The 5,293-nt window shown below is 60.5% G+C and carries 6 protein-coding genes and 1 pseudogene; 6 read left to right on the top strand and 1 reads right to left on the bottom strand.

What is annotated here, in order from left to right:
• On the bottom strand, positions 1–408 hold a 408-nt coding region (locus tag CQ12_RS46060), incomplete at its 3' end, for a ParA family protein (RefSeq protein ID WP_245309763.1).
• Between the two features lie 290 nt (positions 409–698).
• On the opposite strand from CQ12_RS46060, the gene CQ12_RS47390 reads away from it, so the two are divergent.
• The 6 genes and pseudogenes from CQ12_RS47390 (at position 699) to CQ12_RS06060 (ending at position 5,253) form a co-directional block, all read left to right on the top strand.
• Positions 699–977: a hypothetical protein gene (locus CQ12_RS47390; protein ID WP_057834433.1), complete on the top strand. Its 279-nt coding sequence runs from the start codon at positions 699–701 to the stop codon at positions 975–977.
• Between the two features lie 15 nt (positions 978–992).
• Positions 993–1,127: a hypothetical protein gene (locus CQ12_RS47395; RefSeq protein WP_347337414.1), complete on the top strand. Its 135-nt coding sequence runs from the start codon at positions 993–995 to the stop codon at positions 1,125–1,127.
• Positions 1,128–1,594: 467 nt separating this feature from the next.
• Positions 1,595–2,593 carry a patatin-like phospholipase family protein gene (locus tag CQ12_RS06045; protein ID WP_245309765.1) on the top strand — a complete coding sequence of 333 codons (999 nt, stop codon included), beginning with the start codon at positions 1,595–1,597 and terminating at the stop codon, positions 2,591–2,593.
• A 3-nt stretch (positions 2,594–2,596) separates the two neighbouring features.
• Positions 2,597–4,046 (top strand): annotated as a pseudogene (locus CQ12_RS06050) (GntP family permease).
• A 169-nt stretch (positions 4,047–4,215) separates the two neighbouring features.
• Positions 4,216–4,473, top strand: coding sequence for a hypothetical protein (locus CQ12_RS06055; RefSeq protein WP_057834435.1), 258 nt, complete (start codon positions 4,216–4,218; stop codon positions 4,471–4,473).
• Positions 4,474–4,485: 12 nt separating this feature from the next.
• The gene (locus CQ12_RS06060; RefSeq protein ID WP_347337415.1) at positions 4,486–5,253 is read left to right on the top strand and encodes an MFS transporter; all 768 of its coding nucleotides are present in this window, start codon (positions 4,486–4,488) and stop codon (positions 5,251–5,253) included.
• Positions 5,254–5,293 lie beyond the last annotated feature (40 nt).

The following is a 5,293-nucleotide window of genomic DNA, read 5'->3' on the forward strand; positions in this document are numbered from 1 at the left end:
GAGGACGAAAGCGAATCGACGGTTGAGCCTACGAATAGCAATCAGCGTCGGTATCGCAGCTTCGATGTCGGCCAGACTCGGACGCACCGGGATCAGGCAAAGATCGCCCCTCGCGATGGCGATCACAGCCAGTGCATTGTTCGTGGCGGCGGTATCGATGACCGTAAGCCAGATTCCCTCAGCTTCAAGGCTGACGAGAGCCACCTCTATTTCGGCGGGATCGGAGATCCGAACGACCCGCGGATAGGGATGGCCGCGCCGCTCTTTCCATTTTGAAATCGTGCCTTGTGGATCCGCCTCAACAATTGCGACGCGCTCCCCGTTCCCCATCGCTGCGACTGCAATTCCGACCGCCAGCGTGCTCTTGCCGCTTCCGCCTTTTTGGGTGACCAGAGCAAGGACATGCATATCCTGCGCTTCCCGGATGACAACGAGATGAAACGCATGAGTCGTCGAAAAAATTGAGCCTACCAATCGGTAGGCCTACCACTCCCCATCGTGAATCGCATCAAGAGCGAGCGAGGAACTCACAACCAAATCAAGGCTCAGCCACGAACGATATACCGCGCTATACGATGCCCAACGGCTGCTTAGGCCTCAGTCAACTACCAACCTTGGGAGTTGATAGAGAAGATGGTCACATGGCAATCTTCGTCCAATAACCGTCAGGAAAGTCGATACGAAGCTGGGTTTAGAGAATGAAAAAAGTCCTGCTGGGCACGATAGCCGTCATCGCGCTGGCCGCTCCTGCCTCTGCCGCTGATCTTGCCGCGCGGCCCTACGTCAAAGCGCCGCCGACGGTCATTCCAATATATGATTGGGGCGGCTTCTACATCGGCATCAATGGCGGCGGCGGCTTCGCGCATCAATGTTGGGACGTGGTCAACACCGCCGGCGTGGTCGTCGCTCCGCCCGTTGGCATGGGGTGCCGTAATGCGACGGGAGGCACGGTCGGCAGTCAAATCGGCTATCGCTGACAAATAGAGAACTCGGTGTTCAGCTTGGAGGCACAGGGCAACTGGTCCGATTTCAAGGGCTCCGACGCCAATCTTGCTTTCGCAGGCGTCCAGGATGAATCCAAGCTTGATGCATTCGGCCTGTTCACTGGCCAAGTCGGCTATGCCTAGAATAACGTGCTGCTCTATGTGAGAAGTGGGGCCGCGTCGTCCGTGACAAATACCGGGTTTTCGATTTTGCGTCTGGGCTGACCATCGACAACGGCAACGAAACTCGTTGGGGCGGCACGGTAGGGGCGGGCCTTGAATTTGGGTTCGCTCCGAACTGGTCCATCGGTGTTGAGTGCGACCACCTGTTCATGGGCGTTTCAACCGGAATCGTCGGTGATCTTCGCCGATCATGTCCAATAGTGAGGTGCAACGATTCTGCCGTTGCGGCGCGAAGCGCACGGTTTTGCTCTCTTCAAGCGGGGCTGCACAATTGTGGCACGCCGGTTGCCACGGCGCCGCGGGTTTATTCCTGGGGTGCTTAACGTGGCGAGGCGACAGCACCTTCGTGGAGGCAAGAAACGCGAGAGTCTAAGGACCGATCTGAAGATTCGGCAGCGGAGGTGAGAAGGCCTCGGGAGCCAGTCCTTGTGGATGTGGCTCTGCAGGGAGGGGGCTCGCACGGCGCCTTTACCTGGGGCGTGCTTGATCGTCTTTTTGAGGAGAACTGGCTTCGCATCATCGGCCTATCCGGCACCTCGGCCGGCGCGATGAACGCAGCCGTGCTGGCATATGGCCATGCCGCGGGCGGAGCGGAAGGGGCGCGGGCCGCCCTCGACCCCTATTGGGAGCTCGTCGCGGAGGCGGCGCGTTTTAGTCCGTTTCAACGCAGCCCGATCGACATATGGCTCGGCCGCTGGACGCTCGACTTTTCTCCGCTGTTTATCGCAATGGACATGACCTCGCGTCTTTTCTCGCCCTACGATCTCAACTTGACCGGCGTCAACCCGCTCCGTTCCATACTCGAACGGGCGATCGATTTCGAGCGGCTCAAGAGATCGCCAATTCGGATCTTCATCACAGCGACCAATGTCCGAACTGGGCGCGGCCGGGTGTTCCGGAATTCCGAGATCACGCCGGATGTCCTGCTTGCCTCCGCCTGCCTGCCGACTCTCTTCCAGGCGGTGGAGATCGACGGCGAGAGTTATTGGGACGGCGGCTACGCCGAAAACCCGACGCTGACGCCGCTTGTGCGAGAGCTGGACTCGAACGACGCAATCCTAGTGCCGATCAATCCGATCGAGCGTCCCGGCACGCCCCGAACCGCGGCCGAAATTCTGAACCGCCTCAACGAAGTGTCGTTCAACGCCACCACGCTGAAGGAACTTCGGATGATCGCCCTTCTGAGCAAGGTCGCGGATCTCGGTAACAGCGAGGGCGCGCGCTGGGGGAGAATGCGCATTCATCTCGTCCGCAACACCACTATGAGCACGCTCAGCTATTCGTCCAAGCTCAACGCCGAGCGGGCGTTTCTCCGCATGCTACGGGACGAGGGACGGAACGCGGCGAATGAGTTTCTGGACGTCGATGGAGACAATATTGGGAAACGGTCTTCGGTCGATCTGGATATCCTCCTGCAGGGAGTCTAATCCTTGGGCTTTCTCGGCATTCTGCTGAGCCTCGGCCTCTTGGTGCGTTTCGCCTATAAAGGCTGGAGCGTCCTGCTCCTCGCGCCAATCTCCGCGCTCATCGCGGCGTTTTTTTCGGGCGAGGCTCTGCTCGCTAACTGGCCAGACCTTCATGGTCAGCGCGGCGGGCTTCATCGGGCAGTTCTTCCCACTGTTCCTCCTCGGGGCTCTTTTTGGCAAAGTAATGGAGGACAGCGGCTCGGTCAGCGCGATCGCGGATATCATGACTGCCAAGCTCGGCGCACAGCGGGCAATCCTCGCCGTGGTGCTCGCCGGTGCGATTGTGACCTATGGCGGCGTCAGCCTTTTCGTCGCCCTGTTCGTGCTAGCCCCGATGGCCGAGGCCTTGTTCCGTGCCGCCGATATCCCGCGGCGGCTAATGCCGGCAGCGATTGCGCTTGGCACGTTCACCTTCACCATGATGGCGCTCCCGGGCACGCCGGCGATCCAGAACGCGATCCCAATGCCCTTCTTCGGCACCACACTCTTCGCCGCGCCAGGGCTCGGCATCATCGTGTCGACGATCATGCTCGGCTTCGGCCTTTGGTGGCTCGCGCGGGCCGAGGCGGCCGCGAGGCTCAGGAAGGAAGGGTTCTCTGGCGACACGATGCTGCCCAAGCAGCGCCTCGCCGATCCCGTGCTGCGTGAGCGCGCCGCCACCGCGCGGGAGTTTGATCCTGCCGAGATCGAGCGGGGACATCTTAGCCTCGATCTGCCACCGATCATCTTCGCCGGGCTGCCGCTGATGCTCGTGATCGTGGTCAATCTAACCATGTCGTTCGTCGTGCTTCCGCGAATTAACTTCGACTTCCTTGCCGAGAAACGCTGGTGCGAAACGTCCTTCGCGGCCGTCAGCGGTGTGTGGTCGGTCTCCGTAGCGCTCATCGTCGCTATTCTAGCGACGATCCTGATGAACCGGTCTCGTCTGCCGAGGCTGCGCGACACACTGGACGCTGGTGCCAACGCCTCAGTGCTGCCCATTTTCAGTGTAGCGAGTCTCGTCGGCTTCGGCGCCGTGATCGCGGCATTGCCGGCGTTTGCGCTGGTGCGTGATTGGGTGCTCTCGATCGGCGGTGGCCCGCTCGTCTCCCTCGCCGTAGCCACAAACATCCTCGCCGCGCTAACCGGCTCGGCGTCTGGCGGCCTGACCATCGCGCTCGACGCGCTCGGCGCGACCTATTTGTCGCGTGCACTTGAACTCAACATCGATCCGGAACTCCTGCATCGAGTCGCCGTGATGAGCGCCGGCACTCTCGACAGTCTTCCCCATAGCGGGGCGGTGGTCACGTTGCTTTCGGTCTGTGGCGCTACACCCAAGGAGAGTTATCGAGACGTCATCATGGTTGCCATCGCAGGCGCTCTGCTCGCGCTCGCGGTCGTCATCCTGTTGGGGTCGATCGTTGGGAGTTTCTGAATGAGACGCGGTCACTTGCACCCGATCCGGACCGAACGATCACACAGCATGATAAGCCGCTGACCGATATGACTCATTGCAAGATCTTTGAGGAAGCTTTCGGTCGGATACTCCAAGCGTCCGGAAGCTGAACCGTGTCATTTCCGAGGTCCCGCTGTTCAAATTCATCTTGCTCACCTTCTTCGGGTTTTTCGACCTTGGGCTGCCATTGGGAACGCTCGCCCCCGATGTTCTTCGCCTGGGCTTTGGGCCGAAGATGATCTTGACGGTAATCGGCACCCAGTCGATCGTGACGATCGTTAGCCGCCATCGCGCCGGCGCGTTTTGCGACGAGATAGGCGCTCGTCGCACGGTAGTTGCTGGACTCATCGCTGCGATCCTTGCCGCTCTGTTCTATCTTGTCGTGGAATTGCGGCCGGCGGCGTAGGCCGTCTGTCTCCTGCTCGGCGCAAGGATATTGCTGGGGGTAGCGGAGAGCATGGTTCTGGTCGGCTCGCTTACCTGGGCGTTAACCACGCTTGGCTCCGCTCTGTCCTGGCGGGTTCTGGTGCTTCAGGGCGGGGCGATGCATCTCGGACTGATCCTGGGCGCCCTTGTTGGCATCAGGATCGAAAGTGCTTTCGATCTGATTGCCGTTCCATTGTCGATCTTGACGGTACCCCTCGTCGCGATGTTGCTGGTATCCAGAATCGAAAAGGAGGATCGACCGCCAAGCTTGAAGAAGATCACCGCTCTGGAGATTCTCAGCCGAATCTGGCGTCCTGGCCTCGTGCTGGCGCTCGCCACGACCCTGCTGGCCAGCACGGTCTTCCTCCTTGTGCCGGTCAAGGCCGCGGAATATTGGCGGATGCCGTGGTCAGCCTTCGGCGCGCTCGTTCTCGGCAATCTATGCGCGCGTATCAGTACGTGGCATTGGCCGGGTCGACGGGGCGGTGGTTCGCTGCTCGTAATTTCACTGGGCATAGAGGCTTGCGGACAGGCATCTCTGCTGACTGCAACCGGGCCTGTCGCGCAGTTGCCAGGAACGTTCCTGACGGGGCTCGGCTATTCGCTGATCTTCCCCATATTGGGGATGGCTGTCCTGCGGCGGCTCGCACCCGATAGTCATGACCGGACGATCGGAGGATATTCCGCCTTCCAGGACCTCGCCATCGGCATCGTTCTGCCGGCGACTGCCGTAGCGCTTGCTAGTCTTACTGCGTCATAGGCGTCCGCGACTTATCGAAGCTGCGTGGCCGCCACAGCAC

It is taken from the genome of Bradyrhizobium jicamae, from assembly GCF_001440395.1.
Lineage (GTDB): Bacteria > Pseudomonadota > Alphaproteobacteria > Rhizobiales > Xanthobacteraceae > Bradyrhizobium > Bradyrhizobium jicamae.

What these genes read in the sequence shown, in the direction of transcription:
- CQ12_RS47390 (WP_057834433.1), top strand. Translation starts at nt 699, where the DNA reads ATGAAAAAAGTCCTGCTGGGCACGATAGCCGTCATCGCGCTGGCCGCT.